Raw genomic sequence first — 20545 nt, forward strand, 5'->3', positions numbered from 1 at the left:
CGACCAAGGTCGACACCTACCAGAGCAGAAACAGGGATCCGATCCCGTGCCGACCAACGGTCGGCACCCACCAACAGCAGCAGGAACCTGTCAGCGGCGGGGTGGGGTGGGGTTGCAGGACCGTTGGCGCCATGGATGGCGCCATCGAGCCCCCAAGGACGGGTTTACGGCGTGTCCTGCAACCCCACCCCACCTCGCCAGCCCACGGAAACCCTGCTTCTGCCGTTGCCGTTGACCCGGCGGGTGCCGGGCCGCAGGCCCGGCCGCCCCCCTCAATTGCGCTGGAACAGCGCCTGCACATCCTTGCGGAATGCCGCCTGGCTGTCCGCCCGGCTGTAGAACATGTGCCCGCCCGGATAGCTGCGCACCTGCACCCGGTCCGGGTTGCTGCCCATCGCCGGCATCTGGTCCACCGTCAGGATCGAACCCATGAACGGGCACGACAGGTCATTCCAGCCGTGCACGATCAGCACCTGCAGATGCGGGTCGATCGCCACCGCCTGGCGCAGCTGGGTCACCGCACCCTGGCGCAGTTCGCCGTTGCGGTCCCACAGCCGGTTCACCTCGTAGTTCAGCGCCTGGTAGCGCGCATCCACCTTCCAGCCGACCACGCGCGTCACGAAGTCGACCATCGCCGTGGTGGTCGGCGCGATGATGCTGTCCAACAGCGGATCGTTGGCACGCTGCTCCGGATCGTTCGGGAACGGATCGAACGCGGTCACGTTGGAATCGTAGCGGCTGCCCAGCGTGCCCTTGTCGCGGAACACTTCGCGCAGGTAGGCCTGGGTTTCAAGACGGCCGCCGGCGCGACGCACGAACTGCGGGTCCAGCCCGGTCAGCTCGGTCACCCGGCGCAGCATCGCCTCGGTCGCCTGCGGGTCGCTGCGGCCCTTCATCAACGCGGTGGCGTAGTCGCCGCGGGTGTACTCGACCACCTCGCGCATCGCCGCATCGGTCAGCCTGCCCTGGCGCTCCAGGTGCGCGGCCGCGATCGACGGCAGCGTCTGCATCCATGCCATCGGCGAGACGTCGGCGTTGTCTTCCAGCGTCGGGCTCAGGTATGGCGACACCAGCACCAGGCCGTTCATCGCCACGCCCAGCCGGGTCTGCAGGAAGTGGGTGATGCGCGGGCCGCGATAACCGCCGTAGCTCTCGCCGGTCAGGTACTTGCGTGACGCCATGCGCTGGTTGCGCAGCAGCCAGTCGTAGATCGAGCGCGACAGGTACTCGATGTCGGCGCTGGGGTTGTACAGCTGCTTCTTCGCCTCGTCATCGCCGATGCGCGCGCGGCTGAAGCCGGTGCCAACCGGATCGATGAACACCAGGTCGGTGAAGTCCAGCCAGGTGCCGGGGTTGTCGTGCAGGGTGGCGGGTGCCGATGCGCTGTCACCCTCCGAACCAAAGGTGACCACCTTGGGCCCGATCGCGCCCATGTTGAGGTAGACCGACGAGGCACCGGGGCCGCCGTTGAGCGCGAAGGTCACCGGCCGGTCCTTGCCCGGCATCGTGTAGGCGGTGAACACCACATCGGCGATCACCTTGCCCTTGTCATCGCGCACCGGCAGGGTGCCGACCGTGGCGGTGTAATCGAGGCTGCGCCCGGCCAGGCGCATGCTCTGGCGGACCGAGGCATCGGCCGGCAGCGCGGGCGCTTCGCTCTTGTCATCCTTCTGGTCGGGTTTGGCGTCGGCCGGTGCGGCCAGCACGCTGGCAGGGGCGATGAGCAGGCCGACGCAGAGCGCGGCAGTGTGCAGCAGGGACTTCATGGCACCGTATCGGCAACGGAAGGGGGTTCCGATGCTAGGCCGGTGGGTGCCGCACCGGATGTGTCCAAAGGCATGCCCGAGCGCGCTGGCCGGTTGCGGCCAGATTGGGTCAAGCGGGCAGGGCGGTTGCCGCTTCGTCGTTGGCCAACAGGCCGTAGACGGCCGAGTCCGAAAGCTCACCCTGGATGCGCCAGCGCTGGCGCAGTACCCCCTCGCGGTGGAAGCCCAGGCGGTCAAGCACATGTGCCGAGGGTATGTTGCGTGGATCGATCTCGGCTTCGATGCGGTGCAGGTGCAGGGTGCGGAACAGATAGCCCAGCATCTGCTGCAGGGCCTCATGCATGTATCCCTGGCCCTGGCGGTCGGGCGCCAGCAGATAGCCGATCTCGGCCCGCATGGCCTCGCGATCAATGGCGAACGCAACGCAGATGCCCAGCAGTGGGCCGTTGGGCGATTCGCGCACGGCCAGCTTCAACTGGGTACCGACGGCGTGCGCAGCAAGATCGTCGTCGATCTGTTCGCGGGCTTCGGCCGGACGGGTCCAGGCCGGGTGGTTCCACCAGCGCATCACGTCCGGATTGGACTGCAGCGTGAACAGCGCGGCCGCGTCGTCACGGCGGATCGGGCTCAGCACCAACCGTGCGCTGTGCAGCGGCAGGGCGGGGAACAGCAACGAGTGGCTGGCCAATACGATGGTCCACACGGGTGGACGCGCATTATGGCGCCGCCGGGTTTGCCGATGGCGGCGGGATGGCCGGGGTCGGAGCCGTTTCGCCCGGGAAACGGCTCCGACCCCGCGCCGGCGTCAGACTTCGAGGGAGGCGAGGTCGCCCTTCGACTCCAGCCAGCCCTTGCGGTCGGAGGCGCGCTTCTTGGCCAGCAGCATGTCCATCAGCGAGCTTGTCTGTTCGCGATCGTCCACGGTCAGCTGCACCAGGCGGCGGGTATCCGGGTGGATGGTGGATTCACGCAGCTGCGGCGGGTTCATCTCGCCCAGGCCCTTGAAGCGGGTCACGTTGATCGCGCCCTTGATCTTCTCGCGTTCGATCTTGTCCAGCATCGAGCGCTTTTCTTCCTCGTCCAGGGCGTAGAACACCTGCTTGCCCACGTCGATGCGGAACAGCGGCGGCATCGCCACGAACACGTGGCCGGCATCGACCAGCGCCGGGAAGTGCTTCAGGAACAGCGCGGTCAGCAGCGTTGCGATATGCAGGCCGTCGGAGTCCGCGTCGGCCAGGATGATGACCTTGCCGTAGCGCAGGCCGCTGATGTCATCCTTGCCCGGGTCGCAGCCGATGGCGATGGCCAGGTTGTGCACTTCTTCCGAGGCCAACACGCTGTTTGACGAGACTTCCCAGGTGTTCAGGATCTTGCCGCGCAACGGCATGATGGCCTGGAAGTCCTTGTCGCGGGCCTGCTTGGCGCTGCCGCCTGCCGAGTCACCTTCCACCAGGAACAGCTCGGTGCGCGACAGGTCCTGGCTGATGCAGTCGGCCAGCTTGCCGGGCAGGGCCGGGCCCTGGGTGACCTTCTTGCGGACGACCAGCTTCTCGGTCTTCAGGCGCGCGCTGGCGCGCTCGATGGCGATCTGCGCGATCTTCTCGCCCAGTTCCACGTTCTGGTTCAACAGCAGGCTGAAGGCATCGTGGGCGGCGCCTTCAACGAAACCGGCCGCCTGGCGCGAGGACAGGCGTTCCTTGGTCTGGCCGCTGAACTGCGGGTCGGTCATCTTCAGCGAGAGCACGAACGACACGCGGTCCCACACGTCTTCCGGGGCCAGCTTGACGCCACGCGGCAGCAGGTTGCGGAAGTCGCAGAACTCGCGCAGCGCCTCGGTCAGCCCGGTACGCAGGCCGTTGACGTGGGTGCCGTGCTGGGCGGTGGGAATCAGGTTGACGTAGCTTTCCTGTACCAGCTCGCCCTCCGGCAGCCAGGCCACGGCCCAGTCCACCACCTCGGTGTCCTTCTTCAGGTTGCCGACGAACAGGTCGGCCGGCAGCGATTCGCGCTCGCCCAGTTCCAGCTTCAGGTAATCACGCAGGCCGTCTTCGTAGTACCAGGTGTCGACTTCACCGGTGGCCTCGTCGGTCAGCTTGACGGTCAGGCCCGGGCACAGCACGGCCTTGGCGCGCAGCAGGTGCTTGAGCGCGCGCACCGCGAACTTCGGCGTATCGAAGTACTTCGGGTCCGGCCAGAAGCGCACGCGGGTACCGGTGTTCTTCTTGCCGACAGTGCCGACCACTTCCAGCGGGGTGGCGCGGTCGCCATTGCGGAAGGTGATGCGGTGTTCGGCACCTTCGCGCTTGATGTGCACTTCCACCAGGGTCGACAGCGCGTTGACCACGCTGACGCCGACGCCGTGCAGGCCGCCGGAGAAGGTGTAGTTGTTGTTGCTGAACTTGCCGCCCGCGTGCAGGCGGGTGAGGATCAGCTCGACGCCCGGGATCTTCTCTTCCGGATGGATGTCCACCGGCATGCCACGGCCGTCATCGCTGACCTCCACGCTGCCGTCCTTGTACAGGGTGATCTCGATCGAGCGGGCGTGGCCGGCGAGGGCCTCGTCCACCGAGTTGTCGATCACTTCCTGCGCCAGGTGGTTCGGGCGCGCGGTGTCGGTATACATGCCGGGACGGCGCTTGACCGGGTCAAGGCCGGACAGGACTTCAATATCGGCGGCGTTATAGCGGGCGTTCATCTATCTTCTAAAGCGCGGAGCGACGCGCAAGTGTGCGGTCTGTGCGGCGAATTTGCACGCCTGCGGTTCAGCCTCGGCGGCGGGGAGGGGGTAAAATGGCAGCCGCTGGAATCTGAACGCCGGCGACCCCCGTTGGGTCGGAACATCCAAGCCATACCGCGAGGAGGACCTCATGAAGAAGTTGCTGACCATTGCGATCCTGGCCGCTGCCGCCGTTGCAGTGCCGCTGGTGGTGGCGCAGAACGCCGGCCAGCCGGCCCCGCAGCAGGGTGACCAGGTCGACAAGGCGCAGGCCGAAGCCGATGCCAAGGCCAAGCGCCGCGCCCAGGCCAATGCCGAAATGAAGGCGCAGGGCCAGCCGGCCCCGCAGCAGGAAGAGGAAGAAGAGGCGAGGAAGAAGAAGTAACGCTTCCGCCCTCTGAAGCCCTTGCCGCAAGGGATTCGCCCCCCGACGCCCCGCCCAGCGGGGCGTTTCTTTTGGGTGATGGCCGCAACTGCCTCTTGGGTTGGCGGCCATCAATCTGTAAACTATGGCTTTCCGGGAGTAAGTGCGTGTCCACCCTTTGCGAATGGGCTGGCACGGCCATGCGTGGTCGCCAGCAATGCGGGTCGCAGGTGACGGTCGATATGACCGGCACGGTCGCCCCGACCTCGCAGGGTGGTCCCCGTCCGGCGCCTGCCGCCGCACGGCCCAGCACCTCCCTCGCTGCCCCAGCGAACCGGAAAACCCCCTTCAAGCACCATGCCCGCCCTACGGGTGCGCGTGGTGCTGCCGTTTTCCATTTCCAGACAGGATGCTTGCAGCCATGACTCCCTTGATTTTCGTAACCGGCGGCGTGGTGTCCTCGCTCGGCAAAGGCATTGCCGCTGCGTCACTGGCCGCCATTCTCGAAGCCCGTGGCCTGAAGGTCACGATGATGAAGCTCGACCCGTACATCAACGTCGACCCGGGCACCATGAGCCCGTTCCAGCACGGTGAGGTCTACGTCACCGACGACGGCGCTGAGACCGACCTCGACCTGGGCCACTACGAGCGCTTCGTGCGCACCCGCCTGAGCCGCAAGAACTCGGTCACCACCGGCCGCATCTACGAGAACGTGATCCGCAAGGAGCGTCGCGGTGATTACCTGGGCGCGACCGTGCAGGTCATTCCGCACATCACCGACGAGATCCGCCGCTGCATCGATGAAGCCACCGAAGGCTACGACGTGGCGCTGGTCGAAATCGGCGGTACCGTCGGTGACATCGAATCGCTGCCGTTCCTGGAGGCGATCCGCCAGGTGCGCACCGAGCGCGGCCCGGAGAAGGCGCTGTTCATGCACCTCACCCTGGTGCCGTACATCGGCGCCGCCGGTGAACTGAAAACCAAGCCGACCCAGCACTCGGTGAAGGAACTGCGCTCGATCGGCATCCAGCCGGACGTGCTGCTGTGCCGTTCGGAACAGGCCGTGCCGGATTCGGAGCGCCGCAAGATCGCGCAGTTCACCAACGTCTCCGAGCGCGCGGTGATCAGCGTGCCGGACGTGGACGTGCTGTACCGCATCCCGTCGGGCCTGCATGCACAGGGCCTGGACGAAATCGTGGTCAACCAGCTGAAGCTGGCCGACAAGGCGGGTCCGGTCGACCTGTCGATGTGGGAGGACGCGGTCGACGCGACCCTGCATCCGCTGGATGAAGTGACCATCGCCGTGGTCGGCAAGTACGTCGACCACCAGGACGCCTACAAGTCGGTCGGCGAAGCACTGAAGCACGGCGGCCTGCGCCAGCGCACCAAGGTCAACCTGAAGTGGCTGGAAGCGCAGGATCTGGAAGGCACCGACATGGCCGCACTGGCCGATGTCGACGGCATTCTGGTGCCCGGTGGCTTCGGCGATCGTGGTTTCGAAGGCAAGGTGCTGACCTCGAAGTTCGCCCGCGAGCAGCAGGTGCCGTACTTCGGCATCTGCTACGGCATGCAGGCGGCCGTGGTCGACTACGCGCGCAACGTGGTCGGCCTGGAAGGCGCCAACAGCACCGAGAACGACCGCCAGTCGCCGAACCCGGTGATCGGCCTGATCACCGAATGGCGCACCGCCACCGGTGATGTGGAAAAGCGCGACGACAAGAGCGACCTCGGCGGCACCATGCGCCTGGGCCTGCAGGAGCAGCGCCTGAAGCCGGGCACGCTGGCCCGCGAGCTGTACGGCAAGGACGTGGTCGCCGAACGCCATCGCCACCGCTACGAGTTCAACAACCGCTACCGCACCCAGCTGGAAGATGCCGGCCTGGTGATCGCCGGCAAGTCGATGGACGACACCCTGGTGGAAGTGGTCGAACTGCCGCGCGATGCGCACCCGTGGTTCCTGGCCTGCCAGGCGCACCCGGAATTCCTGTCCACGCCGCGTGACGGCCACCCGCTGTTCATCGGTTTCATCCGTGCCGCGCGCGAGCGCAAGGCCGGCGGCAAGCTGCTTTCCGAAGCGCGCGCCTGACTTGTGAATGGGGGCTTCGGCCCCCATCCTGCATGCATCAACCCCCAGCGCACCGGCCCGTCCGGTGCTGCGGACAACAAGGAAACGCCATGAAACTGTGTGGATTCGAGGTCGGGCTGGACCAGCCCCTGTTCCTGATCGCCGGCCCCTGCGTGATCGAGTCGATGCAGCTGCAGCTCGATACCGCCGGCAAGCTGAAGGAGGTCACCGACAAGCTCGGTGTCAACTTCATCTTCAAGTCCAGCTTCGACAAGGCCAACCGCACTTCGGGTACTGCCTTCCGCGGCCCGGGCATGGAGGAGGGCCTGAAGGTCCTGGCCGAGGTCAAGAAGCAGATCGGCGTGCCGGTGCTGACCGACGTCCACGAGTACACCCCGATGGATGAAGTGGCCTCGGTGGTGGATGTGCTGCAGACCCCCGCGTTCCTGGTCCGCCAGACCGACTTCATCCGCAAGGTGTGCTCGGCCGGCAAGCCGGTCAACATCAAGAAGGGCCAGTTCCTGGCGCCGTGGGACATGAAGCCGGTCGTGGAGAAGGCCAAGGCCACCGGCAATGAGCAGATCATGGTCTGCGAGCGCGGTGCCAGCTTCGGCTACAACAACCTGGTCAGCGACATGCGTTCGCTGGCGGTGATGCGCGATACCGGTTGCCCGGTGGTGTTCGACGCCACCCATTCGGTGCAGCTGCCGGGCGGGCAGGGCACCAGTTCCGGTGGCCAGCGCGAGCACGTGCCGGTGCTGGCCCGTGCCGCCGTGGCGGTGGGCATCTCCGGCCTGTTCGCCGAGACCCATCCGGACCCGTCCAAGGCGCTGTCCGATGGCCCCAATGCGTGGCCGCTGGACCAGATGGAAGCCCTGCTCGAGACCCTGATGGAACTCGACGCGGTGACCAAGAAGCACGGCTTCTCGCGCTTCGCGTGAGTCGTGACCCGTGGGTGGCGCTGGAAGCCCAGCGTCATCGCCGGCACTGGAAGCAGTGGCCCTGGGGCCTGATTGCACTGGGCCTGGCCGTGCTGTTCACCCTGGGCATGTTCGGGCTGGTGTTGATCGGCGCAGCGTCCGTGCGGCCACCGGGTGATGGTGGCAGCGCGCTCAATCTGCGCGCGTACTTCATCGCGCTGCTGGTGGCGGAGCTGCTCGGCGCCGTGGGCTGCGTCGCTGCCGCCGTGCTGGCCTGGCGCCTGAATCGCGGCAAGGTGATGGCTGGCCTGGCGATCATCCTGCTTTCGCTGTGGTTCGGTGCCCTGTTCTACGGAGTGCTTTGATGAATACGACCACGTCGGCGCGCGGCTGGCCCTGGGGTCTGATCGCTCTGGGCCTGGCCGTGTTGACCTGGATGGCCCTGGTGGTGGGCGTGCTGGCCTTCACGTCCGGCTTCCGGCCGCCGGGAGACGGAAACAACGGCGTGCAGGCCACGCAATGGTGGATGCTGGGCGCGTTGGTCACGATGGTGCTGTCCTTCCTGGGCTGCCCGGTGGCGATGGTGCTGGCCTGGCGTCGGCAGCGTGGCCCCATCCTGGCGGCGATTGCCGGTGCATTGCTGGTGATGCTGGTGTCGATGGTCCTGATCGTGATCGGGTCCAGCTGGGGCTGAAGCCGCCTGCGCCATTTGGCAAGTGGCGGGCAGCCGGGGATAATCACGCGGCATTCGTTTTGTCGCCCCCTCTCCATACAGGTAACCGGCCCGACCATGAGTACGATCCGCAGCATCCACGCCCGTGAAATCCTCGACAGCCGTGGCAACCCCACGCTGGAAGCCGAAGTCATCCTGGAGGACGGTTCGTTCGGTCGCGCCGCGGTTCCCTCCGGCGCCTCGACCGGCACCAAGGAAGCGGTCGAGCTGCGTGATGGCGACAAGACCCGTTACCTGGGCAAGGGCGTGCGCAAGGCCGTCGACAACGTCAACACCACCATTGCCAATGCGCTGAAGGGCTTCGAGGCCACCGACCAGAACGGCCTCGACCGTCGCCTGATCGACCTCGACGGCACCGAGAACAAGGGCCGCCTGGGCGCCAACGCGTTGCTGGGTGTTTCGATGGCCGCCGCGCATGCCGCCGCCGCATCGAGCAAGCAGGCACTGTGGCAGTACCTGGCCGCCAAGACCGGCGTGACCCCGTCGCTGCCGGTGCCGATGATGAACATCATCAACGGCGGCGCACATGCCGACAACAACGTCGACTTCCAGGAATTCATGGTGCTGCCGGTCGGCTTCACCTCGTTCTCCGAAGCGCTGCGCGCCGGTACCGAGATCTTCCATTCGCTGAAGTCGGTGCTGAAGGGCCACGGCCTGAGCACCGCCGTGGGCGACGAGGGCGGCTTCGCACCGGACTTCCGCAGCAACGTCGAAGCGCTGGATACCATCCTCGAAGCGATCGGCAAGGCCGGCTACACCGCCGGTGAAGACGTGCTGCTGGGCCTGGACGTGGCGTCCAGCGAGTTCTTCGAGAACGGCAAGTACAACCTGGTCGGCGAGAACAAGCGCCTGACCTCCGAGCAGTTCGTCGACTTCCTCGCCGACTGGGCCGCGCAGTACCCGATCATCACGATCGAAGACGGCCTGGCCGAGAACGACTGGGCCGGCTGGAAGCTGCTGACCGACCGCATCGGCAAGAAGGTGCAGCTGGTGGGTGACGACCTGTTCGTGACCAACCCGAAGATCTTCCAGGAAGGCATCGACTCGGGCACCGCCAACGCGATCCTGATCAAGGTCAACCAGATCGGCACCCTGAGCGAAACCCTGGAAGCGATCGCCATGGCCGATCGCGCCGGCTATGCCGCCGTGGTCTCGCACCGTTCGGGCGAAACCGAAGACACCACCATCGCCGACATCGCCGTGGCCACCACCGCCACCCAGATCAAGACCGGCTCGCTGTGCCGCAGCGATCGCGTGGCCAAGTACAACCAGCTGCTGCGCATCGAGGAAGCCCTCGGTGCCGGCGCGCGTTACGCCGGTCGTGACGCGTTCGTTTCGCTGAAGCGCTGAGCCGATGCGCGACTGGCGCTGGATGCTGCTGGTGCTGGCCCTGCTGCTGGGCTGGCTGCAGTACCGTTTCTGGTTCGGTCCGGGCAATTCGGGTGAAGTGATGATGCTCGAAGCCCAGGTCGCCAACCAGGAGCGGGACAATGAGGGCCTGCAGCAGCGCAATGATGCGCTGGCTGCGGAAGTGAAGGACCTCAAGGAAGGCCAGTCCGCCATCGAGGAACGCGCGCGCAGCGAGCTGGGCATGATCAAGCCTGGCGAAAAGTTCTACCGCGTGGTCGAGGATGCGCCGGTCCAACCGCCGCAACCTGCGGCAGGTGTCAGTGCGCAGGTCGGCGAACACCCGGCGGACGTGCCATGAGTGCGGCGATCTGGGTCGTGGTTCCGGCTGCCGGCCGTGGCACCCGCTTCGGCGCGCCGTTGCCCAAGCAGTACCTGCAGGCAGGTGGGCAGATCCTGCTTGCCCATACCCTGGACGCCCTGCTGGCGCACCCGGCCGTGGCCGGGGCGATGGTGGTGATCGGCCAGGACGACGCCGACTGGCCCGGCTGGAACGAATGGGTGGGCAAGCCGGTGCTGACCTGCATCGGTGGCGCGACCCGTGCCGCTTCGGTGCTGGCTGGCCTGCAGGCGTTGCCGGAGACGGTGCGCGCTGATGAGTTCGTACTGGTCCACGATGCCGCGCGGCCGAACCTGTCGCCGGCCGATCTCGGCCGCCTGCTTGAGGTCGGCCGTGCCGACCCGGTCGGCGCGATCCTGGCTGCCCCGGTGCGCGACACGCTCAAGCGTGCGGGTGACGACGGTGGCATCGATGGCACCGAGCCGCGCGAACGCCTGTGGCGCGCACTGACCCCGCAGTTGTTCCGTCGCCATCAACTCAGCCGCGCGTTGTCCGAAGCCGCGGCGGCCGGTGTCGAAGTCACCGACGAGGCGATGGCCATGGAGCGCCAGGGCCAGCGCCCGCTGCTGGTGGAAGGCAGCGAGGACAACTTCAAGGTCACCACCCCGGCCGATCTGGACCGGTTCGAATTCGTACTTTCCCGCCGCGCCAGCTGATTGCCCGCGCGGCCCTGCTGCAAGGGTTGCATCCATGAGCACCGCACCGTTCCCGCCCGTCCGCATCGGCCAGGGCTATGACGTCCATGCCTTCGGCGAAGGCGATCACATCATGCTTGGCGGCGTGAACGTTCCACACAGCTGTGGCGTGCTTGCGCACAGCGACGGCGACGTGATCCTGCACGCCTTGTGCGATGCGATGCTCGGTGCGCTGGCGCTGGGTGACATCGGCCAGCATTTCCCGCCCAGTGACGACCGCTGGAAGGGCGCCGACAGCAGCGATTTCGTGCGCCATTGCGACAGCCTGCTGCGCGAGCGCGGCTGGCGTGTCGGCAACACCGACATCACCGTGATCTGCGAGCGGCCCAAGGTCGGCCCGCATGCCCTGGCCATGCGTGAGCGCATCGGCGAGCTGCTGCAGTTACCGCTGGATACGGTCAGCGTGAAGGCAACCACGTCGGAGAAGCTGGGTTTCACCGGGCGCGGTGAAGGCATTGCCGCACAGGCGGTCGTGTTGCTGGTGGCGGCATGATCCCGCTGCCGCTCGCGTTCGGTGCGCCGTTGTTGACGGCGCGCATTCGCACCACGCCGGAAGATTTCCAGGTCGACGAGCTGCCCGCCTTCGAGGCCACCGGCGAAGGCGAGCACCTGTTGCTGCACATCCGCAAGCGCGGTGCCAACACCGTGCATGTGGCCAAGCTGCTGGCCAAGTGGGCCGGCCTGCCGGAAATGGCGGTGAGCTACGCGGGCATGAAGGATCGCCACGCGGTCACTACCCAGCGTTTCAGCGTGCACCTGCCCAAGCGCGTCGCGCCGGACCTGGCCGAGTTGGCCGGTCACGAGATCGAAGTGATCGAGTCCACCTGGCACAACCGCAAACTGCAGCGTGGCGCACTGGCTGGCAATCGCTTCAAGCTGGTGCTGCGTGAAGTGCAGGGCGATGCCGCAGCGATCAGCGAACGCCTGCAGCAGATTGCCGGACGCGGCCTGCCGAACTGGTTCGGCGAACAGCGCTTTGGCCGCGACGGCGGCAACGTGCCGGCGGCACTGGCGATGTTCGGTGGCCGCCGCATGCGCAAGGATCAGCGTTCGCTGCTGCTCTCGGCCGCGCGCTCGGCGCTGTTCAACCGCGTGCTGGCCGCACGCGTGGAGCAGGGCAGCTGGGATCAGCCGCTGGACGGTGAAGTGTGGATGCTCGATGGCAGCCGCAGCGTGTTCGGACCCGAGCCGTACACCGACGTGCTGGCCGAGCGCCTGACGCGTTTCGACATCCATCCCAGCGCGCCGCTGTGGGGCGAAGGCGAGCTGCGCAGCACCGAAGCGGCACGCGAGCTGGAGCTGGCCGCGCTGGACGACGAGGAATCGAAGGCCCTGCGGGCCGGCCTGGAAGACGCGCGCCTGAAGCAGGAGCGCCGCGCGCTGCGCCTGCGCCCGGCGTTGCTGCAGCACCAGTGGCTGGCCGATGACGTGCTGGAGCTGTCGTTCGCATTGCCGCCCGGCTGCTACGCGACGGCCGTGCTGCACGAGCTCGGCCCCGTCGAAGACGCTTCGCAGGCCTGACCGGGGTGCGCGGTTTTCGCGCGCCGCTGGAAGAGCAGTCGACTGACAGTCGACTCTACACCGCTGTGCTGCACGAGCTCGGTCCGGTCTGAGCAGAGCGCGCGGTAGAGTCGACTATTAGTCGACTTTCGCGCGCAGCGCGGGGTATTCGCGTGCCGCTGGAAGAGCAGTCGACTGACAGTCGACTCTACCTGGATGCATGGCGTCCCCTTTTTTCATCGTCGCGCCAGCAGCACCAGCACCGCGCCGGTGCCGCCTTGTCCGGTCGGCGCCGAATGGAAGGCCAGCACGTCGTTGCGCAGCCGCAGCAGGCGATCGACCAGGTTCTTCAGCACCGGCGCGCCACCATCGGACTGCAATCCCTTGCCATGGATGATGCGCACGCAGCCGTACTCATGTGCATGCGCCTCCAGCAGGAACTGGCGCAGCAGCGTCTCTGCCTGCGCGGCAGTGGCACCATGCAGGTCCAGTTCGTCCTGCACCGAATACTGGCCACGCTTCAGGCGCTGAAACAGGCGCGGCGGCAGGTTGTCGCGGCGATAGCTGGCCACGTCGCCGGCTTCCAGCGGGGAGCTGTCGCGCAGCAGCCGAGCGAACTCGCCGGCCGCTTCGGCCTCGTCGCGTTCGGCCATGCGCGCGCGCGGCTTCGGCCGGGGCGCGGCGGGGGCCGGCTCGGCATCCTTGCGCAGCGGCGTCACTTCGCCGATGGCCGCACGGAACAATGCGGCCGGATCTTCGTCTTCAGGGTGCGACATGTGCACAGGGTAAACCGCCGGCGCAGGTCTGCCTATGACGGTTCGATGTCGGCCGTGACCGCCGGCAGGGTAGGACCGGCGGCTCGCATGCGGCACAATAGATGATGCCCTTGCAGGGTCGACGGCTTCCGCAGGGAGCACGACGGTCCCGCCCACACTGCACGGTGACGGAATCGAATTCTTGGAAAATCAAGCGGTTAAATCGAAGATGCGAATCCTGGTGAGTAACGACGACGGTGTCGACGCCGCAGGCATCCGGATGCTGGCCTCGGTGCTGCGCGAGGCTGGACACGAAGTCACGGTGGTCGCACCCGACCGCGATCGCTCCGGCGCCAGCAACTCGCTGACCCTGGACCTGCCGATCCGCCTCAAGCGCATCGACCATTACACCGTCTCGGTGGCAGGCACGCCCACCGACTGCGTGCACCTGGCGCTGACCGGCCTGCTTGAATTCGAGCCCGACATTGTCGTGTCCGGCATCAACAATGCTGCCAACCTTGGCGATGACGTGATCTATTCCGGCACCGTCTCGGCGGCGATGGAAGGTCGTTTCCTCGGCCTGCCGGCGGTTGCTGTTTCACTGGTCAGCCGCAATCACGACCCCAAGCATTTCGAGACCGCAGCGCGCGCCGCGGTCGAGATCGTTGCCCGGCTCAAGGCTGATCCGCTGCCCGCCGACACCATCCTCAACGTCAACGTGCCGGACCTGCCGTGGAACGAGGTCAAGGGCTTCGAGGTCACGCGCCTGGGCAATCGCCACCGCGCCGAAGGCTGCATCGCGCAGAAGGACCCGCGCGGCAACGAGGTCTACTGGATCGGCCCGGCTGGTCGTGAGCAGGACTCCGGCCCCGGTACCGATTTCCACGCGGTACGCACCGGCCACATCTCGATCACCCCGATCCAGGTCGACCTGACCCGCTACCAGGCCCTGGAGAAGGTGGCCAGCTGGGTCGGCGGCCTCAGCGCCGCGCTGGGCCAGCCGGCATGAGCCCACGCCTTCGCCTGCAACCGGAAGCCGTTGGTATCGGCATGACCTCGCAGCGCGTGCGTGACCGCCTGGTCGATCGCCTGCGCGAGGCCGGCATCGTCGACGAGTCGACCTTGAATGCGATCCGGGTGGTGCCACGTCATCTGTTCATCGACGAAGCGCTTGCGTCACGCGCCTACGAAGACACAGCCCTGCCGATCGGCCACGGCCAGACCATCTCACAGCCGTGGGTGGTGGCGCGCATGACCGAAGCCGTGCTGCAGGTCTCGCCGAAGAAAGTGCTGGAAGTCGGTACCGGTTCCGGCTACCAGGCCGCCGTGCTCGGCGCGCTGGGCCTGGAAATCTACACCGTCGAGCGCATCGGCGACCTGCTGCGACAGGCGCGCAAGCGCTTCCGTGCGCTGGGCATGAACATCCGCACCAAGCATGACGACGGCCGCGCCGGCTGGGCCGAGCATGGCCCGTTCGATGCCATCGTGGTCACCGCCGCAGCGCCCGCACTGGTCGATGAACTGGTCGGGCAGCTGGCCGAGGGCGGCCGCCTGGTGGCGCCGGTCGGTGGGCCGGGCGGGCAGTCGCTGGTGCAGCTGGACCGCAAGGCTGACGGCAGCATCGAACAACGCGTGCTGGCGCCGGTCACCTTCGTGCCGCTGCTGTCCGGCATGCTCGACTAATCCACGGAGCAGGGTTGCATGAAGATTTTCGGGCCGCTGTACGAGCGGGCGATGAAGTGGGCGGCGCACGAACGCGCGCCGACCTACCTGACGGTGTTGAGCTTCTTCGAGGCGATCATCTTCCCGGTGATGCCGGAAGTGATGCTGGCGCCGATGTGCGTGGCCCAGCCCAAGCGCGGCTGGTGGTTCGCCACCCTCAGCCTGGCCGGCTCGATGGTCGGCGCGCTGGTTGGCTATGCACTGGGTCATTACGCCTTCGAGGCGATCAAGCCGCTGTTCGAAGTGCTGGGCATGCTGCCGGCCATCGAGCAGGGCATCACCACCGTGCAGGCGAAGATGGCCGAGTCGCCCTGGGCGGTGTTCACCTTCCTGGTGCTGGGCGGCTTCATGCCCATCCCGATGAAGGTCTTCACGTGGGCATCGGGTATCGTCGGTGTACCGATGCCGCAGTACCTGTTGAGCATGCTGATCGGTCGTGGCAAGCGCGTGTTCGTGCTGGCTGCGGTCATCCGTATCGGTGGTGCGCGTGCTGAAGCGGCACTGCGTCGCTGGATTGAACCGCTGGGCTGGATCGCCACCGCGTTGGTGGTGGTGCTGATCGCCTGGCTTGTATGGAGGTCGAAGTTCGCATGAATCCTGATCGTCTGAGCAAGGGAGTGCGCATCGGCGCGCTGGCGTTGCTGGTTTCCACCCTGGCCGCCTGCGGCACCGCCACCGTGGTCCGCCCGGGCGGCGGCAGCACTGGTGGCGTGACCACGCCGAAGACCTCGGTGCCCAAGCCCGGGCAGACCGTGGTGGTGCGCAAGGGTGACACCATCTATGCGCTGGCCCGCATCCATGACATCACTCCGGCCGACCTGATCGCCTGGAACAGCCTGGACAACCCGTCGACCATTCATCCGGGCCAGGTGATCCGCCTGTATCCGGCCGGTGCCAGCGGTGGCCGCGCGCCGACCACGGTGGTGACCCCGCCGCGTTCCGGCGGTGGCAGCACGGGCAGCACCACGCCAGCCCCGGCGCCGGTCGGCCCGGTGAAGAGCAACATCGCCTGGCGCTGGCCGGCTGACGGCGCCATCGTTGGCCGCTACGTGGCCGGTGATGCGACCAAGCAGGGCGTGGATATCGCCGGCACCAGCGGCCAGGCGGTGAAGGCCACCGCCAATGGCGTGGTGGTGTACTCCGGTGCCGGCCTGGTCGGCTACGGTGAACTGATCATCATCAAGCACAGTGACCAGTGGCTGTCGGCCTATGGCCACAACCGCAAGCGGCTGGTGAACGAAGGCCAGAGCGTGAAGGCCGGTGAGCAGATTGCCGAAATGGGCCGTACCGGTGCGAACCGCGACATGGTCCACTTCGAGATTCGATACAACGGCAAGCCGGTCGACCCGCAGCAGTATCTGCCGGCGCGCTGACGCAGGCAGAGACGGGCAGCGCCACATGTAGAGCCGAGCCATGCTCGGCTGCGCTTCGCTTCGCTGCGATGCGGCGCCGCCCGGGCGTGGGCTCGGGCGCAGGCCACGGGTGATCCAGGGTAGGGCCGGGGCATGCCCGGCGTGCGCCCAGGCTGAACGGTAATGGCCGTTTACGACCCTGATTGCCGCGTCTCCATCTTCCCGGTCAACCGCGAACGCGGCATCCTGCCGCAGACCCCATCGCCTGTGGTGCCGCATGATCCGCCGCCTTCCCGTTCTGGCGTTGCTTGCCATCCCGCCGCTGGCCACCGCGGCCAGCGATCCGCACGAGGCCGTCTCCCGCTTCTACGCCGCTTTGCAGGCCAGTGGGCCAGACCAGGCCGCGATTGCGCCGCTGCTCGGCGATGCCCTCCGCTCAGCCATCGATGCGCAGCGTGCATATGAACAGGCCTGCACCGCACTGGCGGTGCCCGACGAAAAGCCGCACATGCTGGACCAGAGCCCGTATCTGATGGCGCCGGATCGGCCGGAAACGGTAAAGGTGGGGCTGCCCGCGACCAGCGGCGATGCCGGTTGGGTGCCTGTCGAAATGGCAATAGGCGACCATCGCTGGACCGACCGGGTCCTGCTGCAGAGGCAGGGCCAGGACTGGAAGCTCATGGATATCCGCTGGAGCCAGGGCGGCAACCTGATCGGACGGCTGAAGGACTTCTCGGCCTTCCGTTGTACCGCTACGCACGGGTAGCGCCGGGCCATGCCCGGCGGCACCACGTCAGCCTTCGAGAATGAAGGCGGCGGCAACCTTGCGGCCTTCGCCTGCAAGGATGTTGAAGGTGCGCGCGGCGGCCGGATTGTTCATCACTTCCAGGCCGATCCCGCGCGACAGGCAGGCGGCCATCACCACCGCCGGCGGGAACACCTGGCGGTCACCGGTGCCAAGCACGATCAGTGCCGGATTCAGCGCCAGGATCGGCTCCAGGTCGGCCAGCTGCAGTTCGGTGGCCTGCTTCACCGGCCAGCGCTCGACCAGCTGGTCCGGGGTCAGGAAGAAGCTGCTGCCCAGCACCAGCTCGTTGACCCGGGCCGAGCGGCCGTCGGCGGCGCGCAGGCTGTAGGCGTAATCCGGCGGTTCGTGGTTCAGCTGCATGGCAGTCGGGCGATCAGCCGCGCGGCAGCACGATCTGGCGCTGTTCCTTGCTCGGGCGGTACAGCACGGCGACGTGGCCGATGCGCTGCACCAGCGCGCTTTCGGTGGCTTCGACGATCTCGCCGATCATCACGTCACGTGCATCGCGGTCTTCGGCAGCGACTTTCACCTTGACCAGCTCGTGGCGCTCCAGCACTTCGTTCAGCTCAGCGATGAAGGCCGGGGTCACACCCTTGCCGCCGGTCTGCAGCAGGGCCTTCAGGTCGTGGGCTTGGCCGCGCAGGAAACGGGTCTGGGAGGCGGTCAGGGCGATGGACATGCAGGAAAACACGGTTGAATGGGGCGATCAGGGTATCATGAGGACCCCATCTGCCCCTATTTTCAATGGCTACCCGCAGCAAAAGCAGCCAGCGCTGGCTCAAGGAACACTTCTCCGACCCCTTCGTGAAGAAGGCGCAGGCCGAAGGCATGCGCTCGCGCGCCGCCTACAAGCTCGAAGAGCTGCTCGAACGTGACCGGTTGCTGAAGCCGCACATGGTGGTGGTCGACCTCGGCGCGGCGCCGGGTGGCTGGTCTCAGCAGGTGCGGAGACAGATTGGCGACACCGGTCGCGTGCTCGCCTTGGACATCCTGGACATGCCGCCGCTGGCCGGCGTGGAGTTCCTTCATGGTGACTTCAGGGAAGAAGCCGTCCTATCACAGTTTGAAGCCATGCTCGGGGACCAGCCGGTAGACCTTGTGCTGTCGGACATGGCCCCCAATAAGAGTGGTGTGGGCGCGGTTGACCAGCCGCGGATGATGCACCTGGCGGAGCTGGCCCTGGATTTTGCCGACAACCACCTGAAGACCGGTGGGGCGTTCCTGATCAAGCTGTTCCAGGGTGAAGGCTTTGACGACTACGTGCGAGACATGCGCCGCCGGTACGACAAGGTCTCCATCCGCAAGCCGGAGGCCTCGCGCAAGCGCTCTCCCGAGGTGTATGCCTTGGGTCAGGGAAAACGCGCCCACATGAAGTAAGCTCGCAACGTACGCAAGTTCGACCCCAACGCAACGCCAGCACTGAGAGGAACACCGGAGCCAATGAGGATGAACGACTTGACCAAGAACCTCCTGCTATGGGTGGTCGTCGCCGTCGTGCTGATGGTGGTCTTCCAGAGCTTCTCGCCCAAGTCCTCCGGGGCCGGGGCGCAGGGCGCGTCGTATTCGCAGTTCCTGGACCAGGTGGACAGCGGCAACGTGCAGAAGGTCGCTTTCGGCGGCGACATGCGCGGCGGCACCAGCCAGCTGACCTACACCACCCGCGGTGGGCAGTCGTCCACCATCACCGCGCCGTTCGATCGTGACCTGATCAACGTGCTGCGTACCAAGAACGTGGAAATCGTGCAGGAGGAGCCGTCCAGCGGCATTTCCCTCGGTGCGATCCTGATGAATTTCCTGCCGGTCATCCTGATCATCGGCTTCTGGTTGTTCATCATGCGGCAGATGCAGGGCGGTGGCGGCGGTGCCAAGGGCGCGATGTCCTTCGGCAAGTCGCGCGCCAAGCTGCAGGGCGAAGACCAGATCAAGGTCACCTTCGCCGACGTCGCCGGCTGCGACGAGGCCAAGGAAGAAGTGGGCGAGCTGGTCGACTTCCTGCGCGACCCGTCCAAGTTCACCAAGCTGGGCGGCAAGATTCCGCGCGGCGTGCTGATGGTGGGTCCGCCGGGTACCGGCAAGACGCTGCTGGCCAAGGCCATCGCTGGCGAAGCCAAGGTGCCGTTCTTCTCGATCTCCGGTTCGGACTTCGTGGAAATGTTCGTCGGCGTCGGCGCCAGCCGCGTGCGCGACATGTTCGAGCAGGCCAAGAAGCACGCCCCGTGCATCATCTTCATCGACGAAATCGATGCCGTCGGTCGCCACCGTGGTGCCGGCCTGGGCGGCGGTCATGACGAGCGCGAGCAGACCCTGAACCAGCTGCTGGTCGAAATGGACGGTTTCGAGGGTGGCGAAGGCGTGATCGTGATCGCCGCGACCAACCGTCCGGACGTGCTGGACCCGGCGCTGCTGCGTCCGGGCCGTTTCGACCGTCAGGTCGTGGTCGGCCTGCCGGACGTGAAGGGCCGCGAGCACATCCTGAAGGTGCACATGCGCAAGCTGCCGCTGGCCGACGACGTCGAGCCGATGGTGATCGCGCGTGGTACCCCGGGCTTCTCCGGCGCCGACCTGGCCAACCTCTGCAACGAGGCCGCCCTGTTTGCCGCCCGTGGCAACGAGAAGGAAGTCCGCATGGACCACTTCGACCGTGCCCGCGACAAGATCCTGATGGGTGCCGAGCGCCGTTCGATGGCCATGAGCGAGGAGGAGAAGACCCTCACCGCCTACCACGAAGCCGGCCACGCCATCGTTGGCCGCCTGGTGCCCGAGCATGATCCGGTCTACAAGGTCACCATCATCCCGCGCGGCCGTGCGCTGGGTGTGACCATGTACCTGCCCGAAGGCGACAAGTACTCGATGAACCGCGTGGCGATCAAGTCGCAGCTGTGCTCGCTGTACGGCGGCCGCGTGGCCGAGGAGCTGATCTTCGGTGCCGACAAGGTCACCACCGGCGCGTCCAACGACATCGAACGTGCCACCAAGATGGCCCGCAACATGGTCACCAAGTGGGGCCTGTCCGACCAGCTCGGCCCGATCGCCTATGGTGAAGAGGACGACGAGGTGTTCCTGGGCCGTTCGGTCACCCAGCACAAGAGCGTGTCCAACGACACCGCGCGTCGCATCGATGAGGAAGTGCGCAACATCCTCGACGAGGCTTACGCACGCACCACCGAGCTGATGACGGCCAACCTGGACAAGCTGCACGCCATGTCCCAGCTGCTGCTGCAGTACGAGACCATCGACGCGCCGCAGATCGACGCCATCATGGAAGGCCGCGATCCGCCGCCGCCGGCGGGTTGGAACAAGTCGAACAAGGATGGTGGCAACGACAAGGGCGGCGACGCCCGTCCGCTGCCGCCGATCGCGGGCCCGGCCGAATCGCACTGACGGCCCGCTGCACGTGACACC

23 protein-coding genes are annotated in these 20545 nt (G+C 66.7%); 17 read left to right on the forward strand and 6 right to left on the reverse strand.

Translation table 11 applies throughout. The features are described from left to right. Window positions 1–272 precede the first annotated feature (272 nt). From ACZK29_RS07780 to parE, 3 genes are all read right to left on the reverse strand, one after another. Complete coding sequence (locus ACZK29_RS07780) at window positions 273–1766, reverse strand: S10 family peptidase (RefSeq protein ID WP_111111341.1); 1494 nt, start codon at window positions 1764–1766, stop codon at window positions 273–275. Between the two features lie 109 nt (window positions 1767–1875). Continuing rightward, window positions 1876–2454, reverse strand: coding sequence for a GNAT family N-acetyltransferase (locus ACZK29_RS07785; RefSeq protein WP_164147341.1), 579 nt, complete (start codon window positions 2452–2454; stop codon window positions 1876–1878). Between the two features lie 117 nt (window positions 2455–2571). Further along, window positions 2572–4461, reverse strand: a complete 1890-nt coding sequence (gene parE / locus ACZK29_RS07790; RefSeq protein ID WP_049429545.1) for a DNA topoisomerase IV subunit B — start codon at window positions 4459–4461, stop codon at window positions 2572–2574. A gap of 172 nt (window positions 4462–4633) precedes the next feature. Between parE and ACZK29_RS07795 the strand changes: the two genes are divergently transcribed. From ACZK29_RS07795 to truD, 10 genes are all read left to right on the forward strand, one after another. Further along, complete coding sequence (locus tag ACZK29_RS07795) at window positions 4634–4867, forward strand: hypothetical protein (RefSeq protein ID WP_111203484.1); 234 nt, start codon at window positions 4634–4636, stop codon at window positions 4865–4867. Window positions 4868–5267: 400 nt separating this feature from the next. Then, window positions 5268–6932 carry a CTP synthase gene (locus ACZK29_RS07800; RefSeq protein WP_005408998.1) on the forward strand — a complete coding sequence of 555 codons (1665 nt, stop codon included), beginning with the start codon at window positions 5268–5270 and terminating at the stop codon, window positions 6930–6932. 89 nt (window positions 6933–7021) lie between these two features. Beyond that, window positions 7022–7852, forward strand: a complete 831-nt coding sequence (gene kdsA, locus ACZK29_RS07805; RefSeq protein WP_014036736.1) for a 3-deoxy-8-phosphooctulonate synthase — start codon at window positions 7022–7024, stop codon at window positions 7850–7852. Further along, window positions 7849–8196, forward strand: coding sequence for a hypothetical protein (locus ACZK29_RS07810; RefSeq protein ID WP_459047550.1), 348 nt, complete (start codon window positions 7849–7851; stop codon window positions 8194–8196). The genes kdsA and ACZK29_RS07810 overlap by 4 nt, the downstream gene beginning before the upstream one ends. After that, the gene (locus tag ACZK29_RS07815) at window positions 8196–8525 is read left to right on the forward strand and encodes a hypothetical protein (protein WP_106548955.1); all 330 of its coding nucleotides are present in this window, start codon (window positions 8196–8198) and stop codon (window positions 8523–8525) included. The genes ACZK29_RS07810 and ACZK29_RS07815 overlap by 1 nt, the downstream gene beginning before the upstream one ends. 96 nt (window positions 8526–8621) lie before the next feature. Next, window positions 8622–9914 (forward strand): phosphopyruvate hydratase, encoded by a 1293-nt coding sequence (gene eno / locus ACZK29_RS07820; RefSeq protein WP_111203486.1) that lies wholly within the window; start codon window positions 8622–8624, stop codon window positions 9912–9914. A 4-nt stretch (window positions 9915–9918) separates the two neighbouring features. Beyond that, the gene (ftsB, locus tag ACZK29_RS07825; protein ID WP_100443622.1) at window positions 9919–10272 is read left to right on the forward strand and encodes a cell division protein FtsB; all 354 of its coding nucleotides are present in this window, start codon (window positions 9919–9921) and stop codon (window positions 10270–10272) included. Next, window positions 10269–10967 (forward strand): 2-C-methyl-D-erythritol 4-phosphate cytidylyltransferase, encoded by a 699-nt coding sequence (gene ispD, locus ACZK29_RS07830; protein WP_459047551.1) that lies wholly within the window; start codon window positions 10269–10271, stop codon window positions 10965–10967. The genes ftsB and ispD overlap by 4 nt, the downstream gene beginning before the upstream one ends. A 34-nt stretch (window positions 10968–11001) precedes the next feature. Then, the gene (gene ispF, locus ACZK29_RS07835; protein ID WP_111203487.1) at window positions 11002–11499 is read left to right on the forward strand and encodes a 2-C-methyl-D-erythritol 2,4-cyclodiphosphate synthase; all 498 of its coding nucleotides are present in this window, start codon (window positions 11002–11004) and stop codon (window positions 11497–11499) included. Further along, the gene (truD, locus tag ACZK29_RS07840; RefSeq protein ID WP_111203488.1) at window positions 11496–12527 is read left to right on the forward strand and encodes a tRNA pseudouridine(13) synthase TruD; all 1032 of its coding nucleotides are present in this window, start codon (window positions 11496–11498) and stop codon (window positions 12525–12527) included. The genes ispF and truD overlap by 4 nt, the downstream gene beginning before the upstream one ends. Before the next feature lie 215 nt (window positions 12528–12742). Here truD and ACZK29_RS07845 read toward each other — a convergent pair whose 3' ends face one another. Further along, window positions 12743–13282, reverse strand: coding sequence for a Smr/MutS family protein (locus ACZK29_RS07845; protein ID WP_111203489.1), 540 nt, complete (start codon window positions 13280–13282; stop codon window positions 12743–12745). 208 nt (window positions 13283–13490) lie between these two features. On the opposite strand from ACZK29_RS07845, the gene surE reads away from it, so the two are divergent. The 5 genes from surE (at window position 13491) to ACZK29_RS07870 (ending at window position 17101) form a co-directional block, all read left to right on the forward strand. Beyond that, window positions 13491–14270, forward strand: a complete 780-nt coding sequence (gene surE, locus ACZK29_RS07850; protein ID WP_111203490.1) for a 5'/3'-nucleotidase SurE — start codon at window positions 13491–13493, stop codon at window positions 14268–14270. After that, window positions 14267–14944: a protein-L-isoaspartate(D-aspartate) O-methyltransferase gene (locus ACZK29_RS07855; protein ID WP_049429575.1), complete on the forward strand. Its 678-nt coding sequence runs from the start codon at window positions 14267–14269 to the stop codon at window positions 14942–14944. The genes surE and ACZK29_RS07855 overlap by 4 nt, the downstream gene beginning before the upstream one ends. Before the next feature lie 18 nt (window positions 14945–14962). Continuing rightward, window positions 14963–15577 (forward strand): YqaA family protein, encoded by a 615-nt coding sequence (locus ACZK29_RS07860; protein ID WP_014646707.1) that lies wholly within the window; start codon window positions 14963–14965, stop codon window positions 15575–15577. Further along, window positions 15574–16356, forward strand: coding sequence for a peptidoglycan DD-metalloendopeptidase family protein (locus ACZK29_RS07865; RefSeq protein ID WP_049429574.1), 783 nt, complete (start codon window positions 15574–15576; stop codon window positions 16354–16356). The genes ACZK29_RS07860 and ACZK29_RS07865 overlap by 4 nt, the downstream gene beginning before the upstream one ends. 256 nt (window positions 16357–16612) lie before the next feature. Next, complete coding sequence (locus ACZK29_RS07870; RefSeq protein ID WP_478446872.1) at window positions 16613–17101, forward strand: YqhG/Tai3 family protein; 489 nt, start codon at window positions 16613–16615, stop codon at window positions 17099–17101. A gap of 27 nt (window positions 17102–17128) precedes the next feature. Here the strand turns inward: ACZK29_RS07870 and ACZK29_RS07875 are convergent, their stop codons facing one another. Both ACZK29_RS07875 and yhbY read right to left on the reverse strand, forming a co-directional pair. After that, the gene (locus ACZK29_RS07875) at window positions 17129–17503 is read right to left on the reverse strand and encodes an Mth938-like domain-containing protein (protein WP_010485970.1); all 375 of its coding nucleotides are present in this window, start codon (window positions 17501–17503) and stop codon (window positions 17129–17131) included. Between the two features lie 13 nt (window positions 17504–17516). Beyond that, the gene (gene yhbY, locus ACZK29_RS07880; protein WP_004152868.1) at window positions 17517–17822 is read right to left on the reverse strand and encodes a ribosome assembly RNA-binding protein YhbY; all 306 of its coding nucleotides are present in this window, start codon (window positions 17820–17822) and stop codon (window positions 17517–17519) included. 65 nt (window positions 17823–17887) lie between these two features. Between yhbY and rlmE the strand changes: the two genes are divergently transcribed. Continuing rightward, window positions 17888–18520 (forward strand): 23S rRNA (uridine(2552)-2'-O)-methyltransferase RlmE, encoded by a 633-nt coding sequence (rlmE, locus tag ACZK29_RS07885; protein WP_005409014.1) that lies wholly within the window; start codon window positions 17888–17890, stop codon window positions 18518–18520. A gap of 69 nt (window positions 18521–18589) precedes the next feature. After that, complete coding sequence (gene ftsH / locus ACZK29_RS07890) at window positions 18590–20524, forward strand: ATP-dependent zinc metalloprotease FtsH (RefSeq protein WP_010485966.1); 1935 nt, start codon at window positions 18590–18592, stop codon at window positions 20522–20524. Window positions 20525–20545 lie beyond the last annotated feature (21 nt).

The sequence above is a fragment of the Stenotrophomonas sp. 89682_Sma genome (assembly GCF_056481405.1).